The following is a 16050-nucleotide window of genomic DNA, read 5'->3' on the forward strand; positions in this document are numbered from 1 at the left end:
ACCCACTCACACCGACACCCCTACTGGGAAAGGCTCATTGGCTACCCGCGACGCGGGGATGATGGGTGCGCGGCGCAACGGCGCCCTGCTGCACCTATCGGCGTGCGCCATCGCTGCGGTCATCGTCGTGCTCAACATCACCCTGCTGACCCTGACGATCGTGGGATGAGCGTCGAGACGACCAGGTGCCCGGATAGGCATCGCGCGATGCAGCTTCAGCCCACCTCCGGACGTTGCCGCGGATCTCGCGCGAGCCGCGATCGTGCTGCCGCTCTCCCTCGGTGCACACCTGACAGGCGGAAGTGGCGCGGTAGGCCGCGTGCGAGGCCTAGCAACGGCTGGGTGGTGGCAACACCGCGTTCCAGTGGCAGCTCGGCATAACATGCTCTTCCATCTGACGACCTGGAACGCCTCGGCGAGTAGTCGCTGGGTGCGGTCACCGGTGTCGTGGTCTCCATCCCGGCGACGGTCGTCTTTCTCCTGTGAATCCGACGCCAGCACTGGCCGCCAGGGCGCAAGGTGTGGTTGGCGATCGATATCGGCCTTGCCATCGCCGCGGCTGCTGTCGGGTTCCTGTTCCTCTGGGCGACAGCCTGCGTGGTGGCGTGCGCCGTCGTGGGTCCATGTGGCTTTCGTCCCGCCACGCACCACCCCCGGTCTGGTCGCGCCATTGGGATCGGGCGATGGTGCTTGTTGCCGACTAGATCGGCGTGACGAAACCACCGACCCAACCCTGCATCGTCGTCATCAGGACGGTCCACAGTCCGGTGACCATGGCCAGGCCGATGAGGACGAGCACGGCGCCGCCGGCGATGTTGATTGCGCGCAGGTGTTCGCGGAGGAACGTGGTGGAACGCTTCGCCCACCCGAAGCCCCACGCGACCAGGCCAAACGGGACTCCCAGGCCGAAGCAGTACGCGAGAGCGAGTAGCGCCCCGCGTCCGGCCGTACCGGCGTCCACGCTGAGCGCGGAGATGGCCACGAGCGTCGGGCCCAGGCACGGGGTCCAGCCGAGACCGAACACCACCCCCAAGACCGGGGCTCCGACGGTCCCTACCCGCGGAGTCCAGGACGGACGCACCACGCGCTGCAACGGCCCGACCTGCCCAACGAACACCAAGCCCATGAGGACCACCAGGACCCCGAAGACGCGGATCATGAGGTCCTGGCGCTGCACGAGCCAGGACCCGAGCGCGCCGAACAGGGCTCCGTAGGCGACGAACACGACGGTGAACCCGGCAATGAACAGCCCGACCCCGAGCATGAGGCGCCGCCGCGAGACCTCGCGCCCCATCCCGCCCACGTACCCCAGGTAGCCCGGCACGAGCGGCAGGATGCACGGCGAGGCGAACGAGACCAGCCCGGCGACCATGGCGAGTGGGAGGGCCAGGAGCAGGCCGCCGGAGAAGACGGTCTCGGTGACACTCACTGGCCGAGCGCGCCCTCGACGGCCCGAATCAGGTCTTCGGGCGTCTGCACGGTCAGCTTCTCGCCGTCGAGGAAGAACGTGGGGGTGCCTTGCACTCCCAGGCGTACGCCTTCGTCGAAGTCGGACTGGACGCGGGCTGCGACGTCGGGGTCGGCCACGTCGGCGTCATACTGCTCAATGTCCAGGCCGATGTCCTGGGCGAAGCCGCGGAACACTTCGGCCTTGGACTCGCGTGCCTCGCCCCACTCGGCCTGCGTGGCGTACATCTGCTGGTACATCGCCTCGATCTGGTCCTGGCGGGCGGCGGCCTCGACCGCGATCGCGGCGTTGTTCGCGTTGGCGTGCGAGGGGATCGGGAAGTAGCGGATCACCAGGGTGAGCTCGTCGGCATTGCGCTCGCGCAGCTGCTCGACGGTCGGGTAGTAGGCGCGGCAGACCTCGCACTCGAAGTCGAGGAACTCGACCAGAACGGCCTTCTCCTCGGGTGCCTGGTTTAGGACGTGGCTGTTGTCTCGCACGACCTGAGGGTCACCGCTAGGCGCGGCTGCGCCGTCATCGGTCCCCGAGGACAAGATGAACCAGACCAGGATGGCGACCAGTCCGATCACGCCAACCAGGAGAAGGGACTGCAGGACTCGTCGGGTCGTCATGGGTTCCTCGGCGGTTGGGTAGTGGGTTGCGAGACGGCGGCGCCGCTCGGGTCGTCGGGTGCCCCCGGAGCAGGCTCGGCACGGTCGATGCCGTTGCCTTCAGATGAAGTCGCCGTAGCGGGGTCGGGGTGCCGGGTGCCGTCGGCCGCGGCCTGCTGGCGCTCGAGCTCGGCGAGGGCGTTGCGTTCGTTGCGGTCGGCGTGAATGATCGCGCGCATCGCGAGCCAGAACAGCAGTCCGACGCCGATGGAGGGCACGACCCCCGCGATGATGGCGGTCCACGGGATGGTCACGGGTGGTCCTCTTCCAGGGCGACGGGGTTGCGGTGATCGGTCGCGGGACGATCGTTGAGGATGCTGCCGACCATGCGGCGTGCGTCATCGCCGACGAAGCCGAGCAGTGCTGAACCGCGGGTGCGCTGCCACGGCCGCCCGATGACGTGCAGGCCCGCGATCCGGGTGCGGTGGTCGTCGTGGACTAGGGCGCCGTGCGGGTTCAGCGCCCGGGAAACGGCGATCCAGGAGTCGTCGTGGCGGTACCCGGTCGCCCACACGATCGTGTCCGGCCGGCAGGTCGTGTCATCCGCGAGCACCGCGTCCGGGCCGGTCACCTGCCGCACCCGCTCGCGAACGCGCACGCCCAGCGCCCACAGGTCGGCGTCGGAGATCCCGATCACGGGGTCGGTCATCCGCAGCCGACGACCGAGAACGCCGCCAGAGGCGCGCAGGGTGGCGGTGCGCGTCATCCACCACAGCGCGGGCCCGGCAGCGAACGCCTGCCGCACGCTGCGCAGCCTGCCCGCACAGGCGAGGTGGACCTCGCGGTCGTCGCGGGCGAGCTCGAGCGCGATCTGTGCGCCGGAGTTGCCGCCACCCACGACCAGGACCCGTCTCCCCGGTGTCGCCTGCGGACCGCGGTAGTCGTGCGAGTGCAGCTGCACGATGTGCTCGGCGGTCCCGTGGGCGAGGTCGGGAACGAACGGCGTGTGGAACGCGCCGGTCGCCACGACCACGCGCCGCGCCGTGGTCGCCCCGTGCGTCCCCGAGGCGACGAACACCCCGGCGTTGTCGACGCTGAGCTGGTCGACACGCACGCCGTGACGCACGATCAGGTCGTGGTGGCGCGCATAGTCGGCGAGGTAGGCCGCGACCTCGTCCTTCGTCGGGTAGTAGGCGCCGGGCCACGGGTTGGGGAAGTCGGGCAAGGCCGTGTAGCGGCCCGGAGTGACCAGCCGCAGCGAGTCCCAGCGCCGGGCCCAGCTGGCTCCGGGGCGTTCGCCCGCGTCGAGCACGACGTAGTCCACGCCGGCGCGGGCGAGCAGGGCCGCGGTGACGAGCCCCGCCTGGCCACCTCCGACGACCAGGACGTCGTGCCGTGTCGCGCCGTTCATCCGGCGGTCAGCCCGGAGTAGGAGTGCTTGCCGTTGATGAGCAGGTTCACCACCGTGAAGTTGAACAGCACGCAGCTATATCCGACCAGGACGAGGTAGGCGGCGCGGCGACCTGTCCAGCCGCGTGTGGTGCGCGCGTGCAGGTAGGCGGCGTAGACGATCCAGATGATGAACGTCCACACCTCCTTCGGGTCCCATCCCCAGTAGCGACCCCACGCGCTCTCGGCCCAGATCGCCCCACCGATCAGCGTGAAGGTCCAGGCGACGAACCCCACCGCGTTGAGCCGGAAAGACGTCGACTCGAGCGCGGCCGGCTCCGGCATCACGTCCAGCCACCGCCACCAGCGCCGCCCCAGCACGACCCCGCCCTCGTCGCGGTGGTCACGCAGCAGCTGCAGCGCGGACAGGATCGCGCTGACGGTGAAGATCCCGGTTGCGCCGATCGCGACGCCGACGTGGATCACGAGCCAGTACGACTGCAGCGCGGGGAACAAGCCCGTGGCCGGGGTGTAGAACGCGTTCAGCGCCAGGACCAGGAACAGCGCAGCGACGCCGGTGACGAACGTGCCGGCGAACCGCAGGTCCCGGCGTGCATTCAGCACGAGGAACGCGAGCAGGGCCGCGCACGTACCCACCAGGGTGAACTCGTACATGTTCGCCCACGGGGTGCGCCCTGCCGCCATGCCACGCAGCACGATCGCAACGACGAGCAGCCCCGTGGCGAGCCAGGTGGTGGCCATCGCGATCCCGGCCGCGCGACGCGGCATGGTGACCGCCGTCGCCGCTGGGTTCACGCGCTGGCCGCCGCGCGGGTCGGCACGTTGAGCGAGGTCGACCGCGAACGCGATCAAGGCGATGACCAGGGCGGTGGCGCTGGACCACACGAGCAGCACGCTCAAAGCAGAGATCTCCATCGTCGGGTCTCCTCCGAAGACGGCCCATGCCGCGCCAAGAATGCGCAGCAAGGGTGCACAGGAACAAGGGTGCGCTCAACTCGTGTCGAACATCCGGGGGCGAAGCGTCGACGAGGGCCCAGCGTGGTGGTGCGGGGGGAGGTGAGCGAGGCGGTCAGCGACCGCAGGCCAGGCGGTGCTGGCGCGTCGTGGCGGCCGGACGACTACGTCCGGCTGACCCCCCAGACCCATGGATCGGCGACAACGGGTCTCCGTGCGGCTCGCAAGACACCCACGAGGGTACGAAGACCGGGCAGGCGTCTCGTGGAGCGGTGCAGCATCGCGCCCCGGGCTGCGATGACGACACCGGCGATCAGCAGCGCGCACAGGCACAGCAAAGTCAGCACCTCACCGTGCGGCACCTCGCTGCCACCGAGCTGCGCAGCAGCCTCTTCGGCGGACGGGTCCTGGGTGACGTGCTCGGCAGCCACCACACCGGCGGCGGCCGGCGCGGTCGAGTCGACGGTGGTGAGGGCGAACAGTCCGGTCAACGCGAGCAGCGCGAAGACGAGCACGAGCCGCGTTGCGGCCGCGCCCACGCGAGGTCGAGTCGAGGTGCCCATGACGAGGGTGATGATAGAGGTACGACCTGAACCCGAGCCGAGGGCGCTCCCGGCCAGGTCTGCTAGCGTCCGGACCCGTCCCGGCGGCAGGAACGGAGGTGCAGGTGCGCATGGGCCCTCTGCTCCCAACGCAGTTCGACGGCCCCGTGTGGCTGCCGACCGAGCCCCCGTCATGGGAGACGTTCCTCGCCCCGACGCTGCAGCCCATCCCGGTCATCCCCGTGCTCGGGCTCCTCGCCGCCGCGGCGTACCTGGCCGGCGCGATCCGCGTCTGGGCCAGCGGGCGGCGCTGGTCGCCGTGGGCGACGCTGTCCTTCCTCACCGGGTGCGCCGTCCTGGTCGTGGTGATGGGCGCCGGCGTGGAGGGCTACGGCCTGGAGATGTACTCGGTGTTCATGTTCCAGCAGCTCACCCTCATGATGGCCGTCCCGCCGCTGCTGGTCCTGGGCCGCCCCGGCACGCTGCTTCTGCGCGCCACCCCTCATACCCGGATGGGGCGGCCCGTGCTCATCGCCGCCCGGTGGGGCCTGCGATCAGGGGCCGGTCAGGTCGTGCTGCACCCAGCCCTGATGATCCCGCTGTTCCTGCTGTGCTTCTACGCCCTGTACCTCAGCCCGCTCGCCGGCAACCTCCTGGGCACATGGACCGGACACCTCTCCCTCGAGCTGCTGTTCCTGCTGGCGGGGATCCTGTTCACCATCCCCGTGCTTTCCCGCGACCCGCTACCCCGACCCCAGGGACACCTCGGGCGGGCGGCGGACATGTTCATCGAGATGCCCACCCACGCGTTCTTCGGCGTCATCGTCATGATGGCTAGCGCCCCCCTGGTCTCCGCATTCACCCACCCACCCGCGACCTGGGGAGTGGACGTGCTCGCCGACCAGGGCGTCGCCGGGGCGCTGGCCTGGTCCTATGGCGAGCTGCCCTCGCTGATCATGCTGCTGATCATCTTCGTGCGCTGGAACAAGGACGAGACCCGCCGCACCCGGGCGGCCGACCGTCGCATCGACCAGTACGGCGACCCCGAGCTCGACGCCTACAACGACTACCTGCGCCGACTCGGCGACGGCAATACTTGAACCCCGCCCCGACCTTGCCGCGGCTACTCAGGCGTGCCGGGTATCAGCGGGCTCGTGCTCGCGCAGGCGCTCGGTCTCGAGCTGGAACGTCGAGTGCTCCAGCGAGACCGGGAAGTGCTCTGCGACGCATTCGCGGATGTCATGCAGGATCGTCGGGGCGTGCCCGTCGGTGAAGCACTCGTCGTCGACGACCACGTGCGCGGAGATCGTCGGCAGCCCCGTCGCCACGGTCGAGGCGTGCAGATCGTGGACGTCACGCACGTGCGCCAGACCGAGGATGTGCGCCCGGACCTGGTCCAGGTCCAGACCCTTCGGCGTGAACTCCATCAGCACGCTCGTCGTCTCTCGCAGGATCGTCACCGCGCGCGGCACGATCAGCGCCGCGATGAACAGGCCCGCGATCGCGTCCGCCCGCTGGAACCCCGTGGTCGTAATTACGATCGCCGCCACGATCACGCCCAGCGAGCCGAGCGCGTCGTTGAGGACCTCCAAGAACGCGGCCCGCATGTTGAAGTTCGCGCCCCGGCTGGAGGACAGGATCACGATCCCCGTGATGTTCGCGACCAGGCCCACGATGCCGAACACCAGCAGCTCGGACGACTGCACCTCGGGCGGCTCCACCAGGCGCCGCACCCCCTCGACCGCTGCGTACACCCCGACCACAATCAACAACGTCGCCTGCGCGAGCGCGGCGATCACCTCGATCCGCCGGAATCCCCACGTGCGGTGCTTGTTCGCCGGCCTGAGCATCAACGTGGCGGCGATCAACGCGACCAGCAAACCCGTGGCGTCCGTCAACGCGTGCGCCGTGTCGGTCAACAGCGCCAGGCTTCCCGTGACCCACGACCCGATCGCCTGCGCCACCACGACCGTCGACGTCAGCCCGAACACGATCGCGAGCCGGCGACGAAGGTCCGGAGCCGCCCCACCGGTCGCATCGGCCGGACCGTGACTGTGCCCCGCGCCCATCAGGCCCCCTCCCCCGACGTCTCCGGATGCACCAGGTGAGTGCACAGCCGCACCTTCTCACCCGTCGCGCCCAGCAACCGCTCGGCACCCACCAACAGGCCCGCCAACAGCTCGGGCTCGGACAAAGAGAACCACGACGACCGTCCCTCTACGCGCACCGTGACCAGCCCGCACTCACGCAGGCACCCCAGGTGCCCACTCACCGTCGACTGCGCCAACCCCATGTGCTCCACCAGATCCCGCACCCGGTGCTCACCGATCGCCAGGTGCTGCACGATCGCCAACCGCGTCGGCTCGGACAGCGCATGGAACAGCTCCGCGTACACCGCCGTGGCCACGACATCGATCTGCCGATCCACCGGTCGCGGCACAACCCCAGGCATCATCGTCATATGGCGATAATATCGCTGAGCGGCGATGGGTCAATCTCGGCCGGTGTGACGCGCGCGAAACCATGGTCTTCGAGTCGGGTCGAAGACTGCCGCACCACGCCACCAGTCGTTCGCGGCGCACTACTTTTGCTTGACGGCCGTCAAAAGGTGCCAGTACGGTCGAGGCCGGTCGACGGTGACGGCGTGGTCATCGTCCTGGACAGAGGTGTGGTCGATGACGACTGGCAGGGGTGCGCAGTTCGATGGCGCGGCGTTGCGCGAGGACCTGCGGGCGTCGTGGAAGGACGCGACGGCCGCGTTGGTGCTGACGCTCGCGATCTTCGCACTGTTGTACTGGCGGGTCGCGCAGGGCACGTCGACGACGATCGAGGTGATGCCGTTCCTCGCGGACGCGCCGCTGTACTGGATGTACTGGCTGTGCCAGGCGTTCGGGTGGTCGGGTCTGTTCTGGGCGTGGATCACGGTGATGCTCGGGCTGGTGCGGTCTTCGCGGCGCCCGGCGTGGATGCCGGTGTCGACGGCACGTCTGGAGCGGTGGCACCGCACGACGAGCCTGACGACGATCGGCCTGATGTTCGCGCACGCGTTTTGGTTCTTCGCCGAGCTGGTCCGGGAGAACGCGGACGGACTCTCGACGCCGGCGTTGCTGTGGGGCGCGTTCGTGGACGTATTCGTACCGGGCGGCTACTCCTCGGGCACGGGGCAGATCGCGATCCTGATCGGGCTGTTGGCGCTGTACCTGTCGATCCCGCTCGGCCTGGCGTTCTACGCGCGCCGGTGGATGGGCCCGCGCGTGTGGCAGGCGCTACACGCCTCGATCATCCTCGTGTACGTGCTGAGCGTGTGGCACACCCTGCTGTACGGGACGAACGTCTGGTACGACGGGGCGTTCCGCACCACGATCTGGCTGCTGCAGCTGCCCGTCGCCGGGCTGCTCCTGGTGCGGCTGCTCGCGCCGGCCCGCACGCCCGGGCGGTCCGCGCTGGACACGGCCGGACGCTGGGTCGGTCGCCTCGCGGTCTCGGCGACGATCGTCGTCGTCCTGCTCGTCACCGCGACGGGCCGTGACGGCGGGCGCACGCCGGGCTCGGACGGGGCGGGGCTCAACGTCACCCAGGTGATGGTCTGGGTGGGGTTCGTCCTGTTCGTGGTCGCCGTCGCCATCACGGTGGTGCGCGCGCACCGTCGCCCCCGCGCGACGCCCGAGCGCGAGAAGCCTGCTGTGCCTGCGCTCGAGACCACCCGGTAGACGGCGCCGCCCTGACCGCGGACCACCGGTGCGGGTACCTGTTCTTCTGGGTCGTCCCCGGGATCGACCCCGGCCCCACCCGCGCCGCCTACCCCATCCGCCCGCTCATCCTGCTCATCGCCATGGCGTTCCACGCGTTCTTCGGCGTCGCCGTCATAGCCGACCAGCAGATCCTCGCCGCCGACTGGTGGGCATCCATCGGATACACCGCCACCACCACCTTGCTCGACGACCAAGCCGACGGCAGCTCCATCGCCTGGGGAGCCGGCGAGCCCCCGACCTGATCGCGCGATCGTCGTCGCCGTCCAATGGACCCGCGGACGACGAATCGCACCGTCCACCGCCCAGGCCGCCAAGCCGACCGCGACGGCGACGCCGATCGCACCGCCCTCAACGCCCACCTCGCGAAGAGGGACTCGTAGCAACGCCGCGTGATGCAGAACCCACGTTTCACGGACGTCGCAGAACCTGGTTGTGCGACGTCCGAGAAACGGTCGGTTCTGCGGTGTCCGATAACCTTGTAGGAACCGGCCAAGTCTCGCGCGACTCTCGGCGGGCCTTGTCGATGAGTCACGAGGCGCGTAGCCGCATGTGGGTGTGGGTGCTGACTGAGACGATTAAATCCAGGCGAGTCGTGACTTCGACGAGGGGATGCGCCGCGGTGATCATCCCGCGCAACAAGCCGCCGATCCCCGCGAGGTGATCGTGGGCGGTCTCTCTCGGGGAGTCGTCGCTCCTCGGTGCGGTGACGTCCGGCGTCAGCCGGTTACCAGCGTGATGACGACGAGGGTCACGATGATGACGCCCGCACAGATGCCGAGCCCGACGAGAAGCGCGCGGTTCTTGCCCATTGCACGACCATACCGACGCCCCGCAGCGCGCAGCGTAGAGTCCCGTCCACCTCGTCAAGGCGCCGGACTCATAGACTCGGCTCGGCGCCCAATCGCCCATGCGCGACGCTCTCGCCATCTCTCTCTTGAATGTCCGTGGTGAGGTCACCCCCGATCGGGCGCAGCGATGCTCTGCGGTGCCCGATGGGGAGCCCACTTCACGGGTGCTTCCTGCCGTCCCTTAGTGTCCCGCGCCGAGCTTGCCACCGAGGCGGTCGAGGCGTTCGGTGGTGTCGGGGTTGGCGCCGACGATGGTGACGGTCTTGCCCTTCGCCTCGTACTTCGTGCGAATCGCGTCGAGCGTCGCGACGGTGGATGCGTCCCACACGTGGGCGTTCCTCATGTCGATGACGATGTTGCGCGGGTCGCCGGCGTAGTCGAACTGGTAGACGAGATCGTTGGACGAGGCGAAGAACAGCTCGCCCTCGACGGCGTAGACGCGCTGGTCGTCCGTGTCCGAGGCATCCAGACGGGTGACGGTCGTGAAGTGCGCGACGCGGCGCGCGAACAGCACCATGGCGACCAGGACGCCGACGATCACGCCGTAGGCGAGGTTGTGGGTCGCGACCGTGACGACGACGGTGGCGAGCATGACCGCCGTCTCGGACTTCGGCATGCGCTTGAGGGTGCCGAGCTGCACGGAGTGCCAGTCGAAGGTGCCGATCGCGACCATGATCATCACGGCGACGAGGGCGGCCATGGGGATGATGGCGACGACGTCGCCGAGACCGACGACGAGGATCAGCAGGAAGACGCCGGCGAGGAACGTGGAGATGCGCGTGCGCGCCCCGGAGGCCTTCACGTTGATCATGGTCTGGCCGATCATGGCGCACCCGCCCATGCCACCGAAGAAGCCGGTGATGACGTTCGCGGCGCCCTGGCCCCAGGCCTCGCGGGTCTTGTTCGAGTGGGTGTCGGTGACGTCGTCGACGAGCTTGGCCGTCAGCAGGGACTCGAGGATCCCGACCAGGGCCATCGCGAGCGCGAACGGCGCGATGATCTGCAGCGTCTCGAGGTTCAGCGGGACGTCGGGGAAGAACAGCGACGGCAAGGAGTCGGGCAGCTCGCCCTCGTCGCCGACGGTCGGCACGTTGATCGCGGCGGTCACGGTCGCGGCGGTCAGCAGCACGATCGCCACTAGCGGAGCCGGCACGATCTTCGTCCAGCGCGGCATGAGGACCATGATCGCGATGCCGACGGCGACCAGCGGGTAGACCATCCACGGCACGCCCTGCAGGTGCGGCAGCTGGGACAGGAAGATCAGGATCGCCAGCGCGTTGACGAACCCGACCATGACGGAGCGCGGGATGAACCGCATGAGTTTCGCCACCCCGAGCAGGCCGAGCGCGACCTGGAAGATGCCGGCCAGGATCACCGTGGCGATGAAGTAGTCCATGCCGTACTCACGGGCGACCGGGGCGATCACGAGCGCGATCGCTCCGGTCGCGGCAGAGATCATCGCCGGACGCCCGCCGAGGAACGCGATCGACACCGCCATCGTGAACGAGGCGAACAGCCCGATCCGGGGATCGACCCCCGCGATGATCGAGAACGCGATCGCCTCGGGGATGAGGGCGAGCGCAACGACCAGGCCCGCGAGGACTTCGGTCTTCAGTCTGCGCGGCGACTTCAGGGCGGCGAGGACGGAGTACGACTCGTCGGCCTCGGGCGCACCCGTGACGGATTGGGGCGTGGGGACGGGATCGGACAGGCTGGGACGGGCGTCGTTCGGCACGCGGCGTTCCTTCGAGGTCAGGGGCGCGCACGCCCCGAGGACCAGATCACGCGACCGGGTCCAGGGATGGACAGGACAAGGGCACGCGACGCTGCGCACGAGAAGAGTGGATGGCCTCGACCCCGCGGAATCGGGAGCGCGAAGAACCGGACCGTCGGAAACTGTACCCTCACGTAAGGGTAGAGTTCCAGTCGTCCCCGCAGGCTCGTCGACGCGAGAGAATTCCCCCATGACCGACCGCTCCGAACCGGCCACGATGCACATCGGAGCCGTCGCTACCCGCACTGGCCTGTCGCTGCGCACGCTGCGCCACTACGACGAGGTCGGGCTCGTGCGCCCCTCGGGCCGCAGCGACGGCGGGTTCCGCCTCTACACGGAGCAGGACGTCGACCGACTGCTCGTCGTGCGCCGCATGAAGCCCCTCGGGTTCACGCTCGAGGAGATGGCGGACCTCCTCGAGATCTCCGACCGTCTCGCCGTCGGAGGCCTCGACGACGCAGAGCTGCGCGCGCGCCTCGACGCCTACGTCGACACGGCCGAGCAGCGCCGCGCCGACCTCGCGCGCAAGCTCGCGATGGCCGACGAGTTCATCGGCGTCCTCAAGGCGCGCTAGCAGCCAGCCTTGGTCACGGCCGCAGGCGGGGCGCCTCGCGCGTGTCGGGGAACCCGGGGTTGTCAGACGTCGCAGAACCCTCTTTTGCGACGCCTGACAAACGGTCGGTTCTGCGGTGTCCGACAACCTTGTAGGAACCGGCCAAGTTTCGGGAGGGTCTTCGCCGGGCTTGGTCGATGAGTTACGAGGCGGAGCCGCCTGTAGGTGTGGGTGCTGACTGAGACGATGCATCCAGCGAGTCGTGACTTCGACGAGGGGATGCGTACCGTGGCGAACTTCAAGTTCGACAGCAAGGGCCTGGCCGACCTTCAGAAGCACATGGAGCAGCAGCTGAAGAAGGCCGAGCTCGAGGCGAACAGGGCTGCGGCCCGTGAGTCGACACCTGAGGCCAAGGCGCGAGCCTTCGCCCGGGTCTTGCGCAAGTACGGGGTCGAGAACGTCAACGAGGCGGAGCTCCGCAAGAAGTTCAGCCGCTGACCCTGCCGTCACCCGCGGGACGCCGCTCTACGTCGTACCGCGCGTGATGGTGTCGTTCGCCGTCCGTACCCTTGCGTCGTGCCTACCAGCGTGCCGGACCGTTCCCTGCGAGGCGGTCACGTGTTCGTCGACGAGAGCAAGAAGCAGGACTACCTGCTCGTCGCCGCGGTGATCATCCCCGGTGAGCTCGCGCTCGCCCGCAAGACGGTGCGGGGGCTGCAGAAGCCCGGCCAGCGCCGGTTGCACATGGTCAAGGAGTCGCCGGCGCGTCAGCACACGATCTTGTCGACGCTCGGCACGCTCGGGGCGCAGGTCACGATCTACCAGGCCGGCGCGGGGTACCGCACGAACATCGAGCGGCGGGCGGCGTGCCTGGAGCGGCTCGTGGAGAACATCGCGGAGGCGGGCTGCGCCCGGCTGATGCTCGAGAGCGAGCAAGGCGAGGAAGAGCGCGACCGGCGCCTGCTCTATCGAGAGACGGGCCGTCACGGATGCCGGGACTCGCTGGCGTACGACCACGCGACCGCGGCCGCCGAGCCGCTACTCGCGATCCCGGACGCGATCGCCTGGGCGTGGGCCCGGGGCGGTGACGCGCGTCGTCGCGCCGAGCCGCTGGTCGACGGCGTCGTCCGGCTGTAGAAAGCGCGAAACCCGAGCGCCACAACCGTCCGGAAGGGTCTCGGGTTCACTTCTCGCCGCTACTGCGGTGAGCTGCCCCAATCTTAGGCACCCGTGTTGCGTACGCGCAACGAACCGCCGATCCCGGCGGGTGATCTTTGGGCGGTCCCCCATGCGTGCAGGAGCACGCCTGCACCCGCTGCCACACCCTCGCGATCGATCCCGCCCAGCCCGGCCGCCCCGACCCCCAGGCTTCAGCAGCACACCTGGAGATAGGCCTGCAGGTCGCCCAACGCCCGTGTCACGCCGTCGCGGTCAGCTCGGTAGAACACGACCCTGCCTTCACGTCGGGAGGTGACGATTCCGCCACGACGCAGGATCTGCAGCTGCTGGGACGCCGTGGGCTGACTGATGCCCGCGCGCTCGGCCACCTCGCCGACCGCGAGCTCGGCACCGCGTGCGAAGAGCAACAGGACACGCTGGCGCGTGGGGCTGGCCAACGCGCTGAGGAAGTCGTGCGTCGCCTGGGACAGCTCGAGCGGCGAAGTGTCCACCGCGGTTGCTTGGCTTGTCGGCGTGCTCATCCCTCGAGCGTACCCGCATCCATCGTTCTATTGACATATTCCACATCGTCGATACGTTACGGGGGTGACGACGCCATCGACGCTTCCCGTGATCATCATCGGTGCTGGCCAGTCGGGCCTGGCTGCGGCCAGGGCCGTGCGCGCGCGAGGTCTTGAACCGCTCGTGTTGGAGGCGGGCGACAGGCCGGTGGGGTCGTGGCCGTCGTACTACGAGAGCCTGCGGCTGTTCTCCCCCGCCCGGTACAGCGGCTTCCCCGGGTTCGGCTTCGGCGGCGACCCGGACCGCTACCCGGCGCGCGACGAGGTGGTCGCGCACCTGCAGCGGTACGCCGACCACCTCGGGGTCGAGGTGCGCACGGGCACCCGGGCGGTGGCGGTCGAGCCAGCAGAGGCCGGGTTCGTGGTGCGCACAGACGACGGGGTCGAGCTCGATGCGAGCGGGGTGATCGCGGCGACGGGGTCGTTCGCCAACCCGGTCCGCTCGAGCGTCGCCGGGTTGGAGCGCTTCGCCGGCCGGGTGATGCACGCGGCGCAGTACCGCGAGCCCTCGCCATTCGCCGGACAGCGCGTCGTGGTCGTTGGCGGTGGGAACTCGGGGGTGCAGATCGCGTACGAGCTGGCGCAGGTGAGCGACGTGACGCTCGCGACGCGCGAGCCCGTCGTGTTCGCGGTCCAGCGCCCGCTGGGACGCGACGTGCACTTCTGGTTCCGCGTCACCGGCTTCGACCGCTTCCCGCCGGCCGTGCTTCGGCGCGTGGTGCGCGGGCCACTGGTCCTGGACACCGGCGCGTATCGGTCAGCGCTGGAGGACGGCACCGTGGATACGCGGGCGATGTTCACCGCGGTCGACCAGGACGAGGTGGTGTGGGCGGATGGGACGCGTGAACACGTCGACGCCCTCGTCCTGGCCACCGGGTACCGGCCAGCGCTGGGCTATCTCGGTGACCTGGCCGGTCTGGACGAGCGCGGCGTGCCGCGACAGCGCAGCGGGGTCTCGCTCGTCCGGCCGGGCCTGGGGTTCGTGGGGCTGGAGCTGCAGCGCTCGTTCGCCTCGAACACGCTGCGTGGGGTACACCGCGACGCCGCCCACGTCGCCGCGGCGGTCAGTGCGCACGCCCGGACCGTGCGCACGCTAACCCGGTCATGACCACCACGCGGCACGACAAGGACGACGCCCGCCTGCGGGCTGGCCCGCGTGGCACCCTGGCAGCCTTGTGCCTGACCCAGGTCGTGGGGTGGGGCGTCCTCTACTACTCCTTCCCGGTCGCGTTGCCGGCCATCACGGCCGACACCGGCTGGTCGCAGGCCAGCGCGACGGCCGCCTTCTCTGCGGCACTGGTGGTCGCCGCCGGCGCCGGCGTCATGGTGGGCAGGCGCATCGATCGCCACGGCCCCCGGGCGGTGATGACTACCGGGTCTGTCCTGGCGAGCATCGCGGTCGTCGCCGTCGCGCTCGCGCCGTCCCTGGGCTGGTTTCTCGCCGCCTGGATCATGGTCGGCCTCGCCCAGTCGATGGTGCTCTACGCCCCGGCGTTCACCGCAATCACCCGCTGGTACGGGCCCGCGCGGAACCGGGCCCTGCTCGTGCTGACCTTGGTAGCCGGGCTCGCGAGCACGATCTTCGCGCCGCTGACCGCAACCCTCGTCGAGCACGCGGGGTGGCGCCAGACCTACCTCGTCCTGGCCGCCCTGCTCGCCGTGACAACCGTCCCCGCGCATGCGCTCGGCCTGCGCGCCCCCCTGGCCCCACGCCCGAACCTCCCACGGCCTGGACATCGGCGGATGGCGAACCATCGCGCGCTCTCGAGCATTCGTCGCCCTGACCGTCGCCACTGCCCTGGGCGCGTTCGCGATGTTCGCCGCCACCATCCACCTCGTGCCGATGCTGACCTGGCGCGGTCTGACCCCGACGGCCGCGGCATGGGCGCTGGGCCTGTCCGGCGCCGGTCAGCTCTTGGGGCGCATCGCGTACGGACCGCTAGCCGCACGCACCACTCCACCCGTACGCGCGAGCCTGCTGCTCGCAGCATCGGGACTGACCATCGCCGCCGTCGGGCTGCTCGCAGGTCCACCCCTCACCCTCATCGCCGCAGCCGTCGCCCTCGGCGTGGCCCGCGGCGCGTTCACGCTCTTGCAGTCCACCGCCATCAGCGACCGCTGGGGCTCGAGCTCGTACGGCGTCCTGTTCGGAATCCTCAACGCCCCCACCACGCTCGCGATGGCACTGGCACCCTGGGCGGCAGCCGCCTTCACCAGCGCGACCGGCTCCTACCCGGCAACATTCGCGGTCCTCGCCGCGACCGCCTGCCTCGCAGCACTCATCGCCCTCACGACCGGCGTGCACCGCTCGAACGCTGCATGACGGCTGTGGGGGCGCAGGCCAGCGCCCGAGCACGTGCCTCGTTGGCAACTCCTTGTTATATCGGTGTTCATCGATGGCGGCTTGCCGGACTGCATCG

Annotated in this window: 18 protein-coding genes and 1 pseudogene; 9 read left to right on the forward strand and 10 right to left on the reverse strand. The window is 69.6% G+C overall.

Translation table 11 applies throughout. From position 1 onward, the window contains the following. Nucleotides 1-700: 700 nt before the first annotated feature. From GJV82_RS15010 to GJV82_RS15035, 6 genes are all read right to left on the reverse strand, one after another. A complete protein-coding gene (locus GJV82_RS15010) occupies nucleotides 701-1429 on the reverse strand; it encodes a cytochrome c biogenesis CcdA family protein (RefSeq protein WP_391516462.1) in 729 nt (242 codons plus the stop codon). After that, the gene (locus tag GJV82_RS15015) at nucleotides 1426-2037 is read right to left on the reverse strand and encodes a DsbA family protein (RefSeq protein ID WP_244985817.1); all 612 of its coding nucleotides are present in this window, start codon (nucleotides 2035-2037) and stop codon (nucleotides 1426-1428) included. The genes GJV82_RS15010 and GJV82_RS15015 overlap by 4 nt, the downstream gene beginning before the upstream one ends. A gap of 38 nt (nucleotides 2038-2075) precedes the next feature. Beyond that, entirely contained in the window at nucleotides 2076-2372 is a 297-nt protein-coding gene (locus GJV82_RS15020) for a hypothetical protein (RefSeq protein WP_155099786.1), read from the reverse strand. Beyond that, complete coding sequence (locus GJV82_RS15025; RefSeq protein ID WP_155099787.1) at nucleotides 2369-3469, reverse strand: flavin-containing monooxygenase; 1101 nt, start codon at nucleotides 3467-3469, stop codon at nucleotides 2369-2371. Before GJV82_RS15025 ends, GJV82_RS15020 begins: the two co-directional genes overlap by 4 nt. Continuing rightward, on the reverse strand, nucleotides 3466-4383 hold the full coding sequence (gene ccsB, locus GJV82_RS15030) for a c-type cytochrome biogenesis protein CcsB (RefSeq protein WP_155099788.1): 918 nt from the start codon (nucleotides 4381-4383) through the stop codon (nucleotides 3466-3468). The genes GJV82_RS15025 and ccsB overlap by 4 nt, the downstream gene beginning before the upstream one ends. Nucleotides 4384-4586: 203 nt before the next feature. Further along, a complete protein-coding gene (locus GJV82_RS15035) occupies nucleotides 4587-4985 on the reverse strand; it encodes a hypothetical protein (protein WP_155099789.1) in 399 nt (132 codons plus the stop codon). Nucleotides 4986-5095: 110 nt separating this feature from the next. On the opposite strand from GJV82_RS15035, the gene GJV82_RS15040 reads away from it, so the two are divergent. After that, nucleotides 5096-6064, forward strand: a complete 969-nt coding sequence (locus tag GJV82_RS15040; RefSeq protein ID WP_155099790.1) for a cytochrome c oxidase assembly protein — start codon at nucleotides 5096-5098, stop codon at nucleotides 6062-6064. A 27-nt stretch (nucleotides 6065-6091) separates the two neighbouring features. Here the strand turns inward: GJV82_RS15040 and GJV82_RS15045 are convergent, their stop codons facing one another. Together GJV82_RS15045 and GJV82_RS15050 are read right to left on the reverse strand one after the other, a co-directional pair. Next, nucleotides 6092-7033, reverse strand: coding sequence for a cation diffusion facilitator family transporter (locus GJV82_RS15045; RefSeq protein WP_155099791.1), 942 nt, complete (start codon nucleotides 7031-7033; stop codon nucleotides 6092-6094). Next, nucleotides 7033-7419 carry an ArsR/SmtB family transcription factor gene (locus GJV82_RS15050; protein ID WP_391516501.1) on the reverse strand — a complete coding sequence of 129 codons (387 nt, stop codon included), beginning with the start codon at nucleotides 7417-7419 and terminating at the stop codon, nucleotides 7033-7035. The genes GJV82_RS15045 and GJV82_RS15050 overlap by 1 nt, the downstream gene beginning before the upstream one ends. Before the next feature lie 220 nt (nucleotides 7420-7639). Between GJV82_RS15050 and GJV82_RS15055 the strand changes: the two genes are divergently transcribed. Continuing rightward, nucleotides 7640-8674: a ferric reductase-like transmembrane domain-containing protein gene (locus tag GJV82_RS15055; RefSeq protein WP_155099793.1), complete on the forward strand. Its 1035-nt coding sequence runs from the start codon at nucleotides 7640-7642 to the stop codon at nucleotides 8672-8674. A gap of 38 nt (nucleotides 8675-8712) precedes the next feature. After that, nucleotides 8713-8958 carry a cytochrome c oxidase assembly protein gene (locus GJV82_RS19525; protein WP_225873389.1) on the forward strand — a complete coding sequence of 82 codons (246 nt, stop codon included), beginning with the start codon at nucleotides 8713-8715 and terminating at the stop codon, nucleotides 8956-8958. A gap of 787 nt (nucleotides 8959-9745) precedes the next feature. Here GJV82_RS19525 and GJV82_RS15065 read toward each other — a convergent pair. After that, the gene (locus tag GJV82_RS15065; protein WP_155099811.1) at nucleotides 9746-11275 is read right to left on the reverse strand and encodes a SulP family inorganic anion transporter; all 1530 of its coding nucleotides are present in this window, start codon (nucleotides 11273-11275) and stop codon (nucleotides 9746-9748) included. A gap of 253 nt (nucleotides 11276-11528) precedes the next feature. Here GJV82_RS15065 and GJV82_RS15070 point away from each other — a divergent pair, with 253 nt between their 5' ends. The 3 genes from GJV82_RS15070 to GJV82_RS15080 all read left to right on the forward strand — a co-directional run bounded on the left by GJV82_RS15070 (nucleotide 11529) and on the right by GJV82_RS15080 (nucleotide 13028). Continuing rightward, the gene (locus tag GJV82_RS15070; RefSeq protein WP_155099795.1) at nucleotides 11529-11912 is read left to right on the forward strand and encodes a MerR family transcriptional regulator; all 384 of its coding nucleotides are present in this window, start codon (nucleotides 11529-11531) and stop codon (nucleotides 11910-11912) included. Between the two features lie 225 nt (nucleotides 11913-12137). Continuing rightward, a complete protein-coding gene (locus tag GJV82_RS15075; RefSeq protein WP_128957761.1) occupies nucleotides 12138-12389 on the forward strand; it encodes a hypothetical protein in 252 nt (83 codons plus the stop codon). 78 nt (nucleotides 12390-12467) lie between these two features. After that, nucleotides 12468-13028: a hypothetical protein gene (locus GJV82_RS15080; protein ID WP_240696764.1), complete on the forward strand. Its 561-nt coding sequence runs from the start codon at nucleotides 12468-12470 to the stop codon at nucleotides 13026-13028. Nucleotides 13029-13261: 233 nt separating this feature from the next. Here GJV82_RS15080 and GJV82_RS15085 read toward each other — a convergent pair whose 3' ends face one another. Further along, nucleotides 13262-13591 carry an ArsR/SmtB family transcription factor gene (locus GJV82_RS15085; protein ID WP_082774764.1) on the reverse strand — a complete coding sequence of 110 codons (330 nt, stop codon included), beginning with the start codon at nucleotides 13589-13591 and terminating at the stop codon, nucleotides 13262-13264. 64 nt (nucleotides 13592-13655) lie between these two features. On the opposite strand from GJV82_RS15085, the gene GJV82_RS15090 reads away from it, so the two are divergent. The 3 genes and pseudogenes from GJV82_RS15090 (at nucleotide 13656) to GJV82_RS20200 (ending at nucleotide 15953) form a co-directional block, all read left to right on the forward strand. Continuing rightward, on the forward strand, nucleotides 13656-14738 hold the full coding sequence (locus tag GJV82_RS15090; protein WP_318657694.1) for a flavin-containing monooxygenase: 1083 nt from the start codon (nucleotides 13656-13658) through the stop codon (nucleotides 14736-14738). Next, a pseudogene (locus GJV82_RS20900) lies at nucleotides 14735-15343 on the forward strand (MFS transporter); the annotation flags it as partial. The gene GJV82_RS15090 and the pseudogene GJV82_RS20900, both read left to right, overlap by 4 nt. Then, on the forward strand, nucleotides 15309-15953 hold the full coding sequence (locus GJV82_RS20200) for an MFS transporter (protein WP_225873383.1): 645 nt from the start codon (nucleotides 15309-15311) through the stop codon (nucleotides 15951-15953). The pseudogene GJV82_RS20900 and the gene GJV82_RS20200, both read left to right, overlap by 35 nt. Nucleotides 15954-16050: the final 97 nt, after the last annotated feature.

The organism is Cellulosimicrobium composti, from assembly GCF_009711085.1.
In the GTDB taxonomy this organism is placed as follows: Bacteria; Actinomycetota; Actinomycetes; order Actinomycetales; family Cellulomonadaceae; genus Cellulosimicrobium; species Cellulosimicrobium composti.

Bases quoted from the DNA above. Each gene is read 5' to 3' on its own strand.
- GJV82_RS15055 (WP_155099793.1), top strand. From the start codon at position 7,640: ATGACGACTGGCAGGGGTGCGCAGTTCGATGGCGCGGCGTTGCGCGAG.
- GJV82_RS20200 (WP_225873383.1), top strand. From the start codon at position 15,309: ATGCGCTCGGCCTGCGCGCCCCCCTGGCCCCACGCCCGAACCTCCCAC.
- GJV82_RS15085 (WP_082774764.1), bottom strand. From the start codon at position 13,591: ATGAGCACGCCGACAAGCCAAGCAACCGCGGTGGACACTTCGCCGCTC.
- ccsB (WP_155099788.1), bottom strand. From the start codon at position 4,383: ATGGAGATCTCTGCTTTGAGCGTGCTGCTCGTGTGGTCCAGCGCCACC.
- GJV82_RS15075 (WP_128957761.1), top strand. From the start codon at position 12,138: ATGCATCCAGCGAGTCGTGACTTCGACGAGGGGATGCGTACCGTGGCG.
- GJV82_RS15045 (WP_155099791.1), bottom strand. From the start codon at position 7,033: ATGGGCGCGGGGCACAGTCACGGTCCGGCCGATGCGACCGGTGGGGCG.
- GJV82_RS15070 (WP_155099795.1), top strand. From the start codon at position 11,529: ATGACCGACCGCTCCGAACCGGCCACGATGCACATCGGAGCCGTCGCT.
- GJV82_RS15050 (WP_391516501.1), bottom strand. From the start codon at position 7,419: ATGATGCCTGGGGTTGTGCCGCGACCGGTGGATCGGCAGATCGATGTC.
- GJV82_RS15035 (WP_155099789.1), bottom strand. From the start codon at position 4,985: ATGGGCACCTCGACTCGACCTCGCGTGGGCGCGGCCGCAACGCGGCTC.
- GJV82_RS15025 (WP_155099787.1), bottom strand. From the start codon at position 3,469: ATGAACGGCGCGACACGGCACGACGTCCTGGTCGTCGGAGGTGGCCAG.
- GJV82_RS15040 (WP_155099790.1), top strand. From the start codon at position 5,096: ATGGGCCCTCTGCTCCCAACGCAGTTCGACGGCCCCGTGTGGCTGCCG.